This is a genomic window from Cetobacterium somerae ATCC BAA-474 (assembly GCF_000479045.1).
GTDB classification, from domain to species: Bacteria; Fusobacteriota; Fusobacteriia; order Fusobacteriales; family Fusobacteriaceae; genus Cetobacterium_A; species Cetobacterium_A somerae.
The window spans coordinates 1-3,130 of the sequence record NZ_KI518191.1; the positions used below are offsets into that span (position 1 = coordinate 1).

General features: G+C 29.9%; 1 protein-coding gene. It reads left to right on the top strand.

The window, feature by feature from the left end:
• A partial coding sequence (locus tag HMPREF0202_RS15360) for an autotransporter outer membrane beta-barrel domain-containing protein (protein ID WP_170207987.1) occupies positions 1-3,024 on the top strand: 3,024 nt, incomplete at its 5' end.
• Positions 3,025-3,130 lie beyond the last annotated feature (106 nt).

The following is a 3,130-nucleotide window of genomic DNA, read 5'->3' on the forward strand; positions in this document are numbered from 1 at the left end:
TCAGGTGGAAGCGGAAGTGGTTCAGGCAGCGGTGGTTCAGGTGGAAGTGGAAATGGTTCAGGCAGCGGCGGTTCAGGTGGAAGCGGAAGTGGTTCAGGCAGCGGAGATTCAGGTGGAAGCGGAAGTGGTTCAGGCAGCGGAGATTCAGGTGGAAGTGGAAGTGGTTCAGGTAGCGGAGATATAAGCTATAATGGAATGTATCTTTTTGATAATAATAAATGGTTACCTGGAACATATCATTTATCAGAAGGAGATATTATAGTTGCTGGTGAGACAAATGGATTATATAATGGAATGGGTTCTACTAAATTAGGGTATCAAATGCGTAATGTTAATAATATTACAATTAGTGGTACAAGTAGTTATTCTTTAAATGGAATGTTATCTTTAGGTGGAGAAATATATAATGATGGATCTATAACGGTAAATGGAACTTCAAACTTTAATAATATTGGAATGTTAGTAAGTAATGCTGGCGGAATAGGTATTAATGCGAGCCTTATTACTGTAAATAATAATCAGATTGGAATGTATGGTACTAGTGGGACTACTATATCAAATCAAAATGGTGCTATAAATATCAACTCAGGAATAGGAATGATTACAAGAGGAGCGAACGCTCAAGCTATAAATTATAATGGAATAAATGTAGGGTCTAATTCAACAGGGATGGTTTCATATGAAGGAGCAGTTGCAACTAATAAATCTGAAGTTACACTGAAAGGAAGTAGTAGTATAGGGATGTCAGCAATAAGCTCAGGAAATGCTATAAATGATGGTTTTATTTCAGCGAGTAATAGTCAATATGGGATGTTTGCAAGTGATGGTTCAACTATTAAGAATACTAATACATTAAATGCAATAAATGGAGGAATTGGAGCATACGTTGATAATAATTCAAACAAATCAACTTTTGAAAATGCAAGTAATAGTACTATAGATGTTTATTCTGGAGGAATAGGAGTTTATTTAGCAGGAAATGGGTATGCAGTAAATAATGGATTTATGAGTTTAACAGATGGAATAGGGATATATGCTTATAATAATAGTGAAGCTATAAATAAATCTCAAATAACAGCAAACCAAGGTTCTACAGCAATGGTAGCAAGAGAGGCAAGTCGAATAATTAATGAAGCTACAATAACATTAGCAGGAACTAGTAGTATAGGGATGTATGCAGATAAAACAAGTACAGCTATAAATAGTGGAAAAATAACTCTTAGTGATTCAGGTCAAATAGGGATGTATGCAACAGGAAATTCAACTCTAACAACAACGATTTCGAGTAATATATCTGTAAGTATGGGAACAGGAATTCTTGTATCAGGTCCGGGAGGAGCTACAAACTCAGGAGTTATAAGCGTAACAAACTCAGGAAATGGAATGTATATTAAAAATTCAGGAACTATAACAAATGATGGTCAAATTTATGTAAATGACTCAAATACTAATGCAATGGGATCGTCTGGAAATCAAACGATATTAGTCAATGCAACGAATGGAGTTATTACAATAGAAGATAGTGTTAGTAATTCACATGCTTTTAATATGAATGGAGGCGTTGCCCAAAATAGTGGAGTATTAAATTTAGGAACAACTGGAATTGCGGCAACAGGAGGGACAATTTATAACTGGGGAATAATTAATGGAATTGCTACTTCAAATAATTATTATGTTCCTGAAAATTATGAATTAGTTATGGAGAAGGGAGGAAATATAGGAGGAGCAAAATTACAAGAGGCCATTATAGGTCTTAGTTACGCTCAAGCTTTATTTACTAAAAATGATACGGATGGGTTTTTATTGAATCTATCAGTTAAAGCAGATAATTTTGTTTCACATTCATATCTATATGATATATATACAGAAAATGGAGATTCTTATATAAAAAGAAAAAGATTTACAGAACTTACGAACTCTTCTATAGGAGAATACTTGGAGAATATATATAATTTAGAAAATGAAGAGAGTAAAATTAAAATGTATAGTGCTCTTAGAAGTATAAGAAGTCAAGCTGAATTTGATAAAGACTTAGATTTGTTTTTTGGTAGAGACTTTTATCCAACAGTAATTTTTCAAACTAGAGATTCAATTAATTTTACAACAAATAATATATTAGATAATTTAGAAACAAGATATAATACAGATAAAGATAATAGTTATATTGTAGGATATTCTTTAGAAAGAACAAAACAAAAAAACTTATCTAATCAGATTGGGTTTGATGAATATTTAAATGGCTTTTATTTAGGAAAACAATACACACTTAATGAAAATTCGAATTATGGATTTTTATTTAGTTATACAAGACTTGATAGTGACTACAATTCAAATAGAGGAAAAAGAAAAGATAATTTTTTCCAAGAAACTTCATTTTTAAATTATGCTAAAGATAACATAAAAGGAATTGGAGTTTTATATTTTGGTTATGCTCAAGGTAATTTAAAAAGAAATTTAAATGTTTCATTTCTAGAAAATAATGGAACAAGTATTGAGTATGTTTCATTAGACGAAAGTTTTAATTCAGATATAAAAAATTTATATGTAGGAACGTCAGGAAAAATTTCAAAAGAATATAAATTTGATACATTTTTTGTAGAACCAGAAATGAAGGGTTATTTAATGGGTGTTTTTCAAAAAGAGATAAAAGAAGCTGGTGGAGAATATGCAATAAATTTGGATAATATGAATAAGGTATTTAGCACTATAAAAATTGGAACAAGTATAGGTAAAATATTTTATCCAAAAGATAATTATAAATTAACTCTTAAGTTAAAAGGTGGAGTAGGACAAGATATAAATAGTGCCAATGAAAACTTAAATTTAAAATTAAAAAATTTATCAAATGAAACTACAGATATTAAAGTGGATAGAAAGAATCAATTTTATAAAGAGGTGGGAACTAGAATAGACTTAAGTAAAGATACGATAAAAGATGAATTAACACTTTATGTTGAGTATAAATATATCTTTGAAGATAAAAACTCTTGGAAAACATCAGCTGGATTTATTTATACCTTTTAAAAATAAATTATAAAATAAGTGATATATGTTAAGAAATTAAAAAAAAGTGTAAAGAAGTTGAGTAGTTGATAAATGAATTTATTAATATGGGAGGAGAAATTATGAA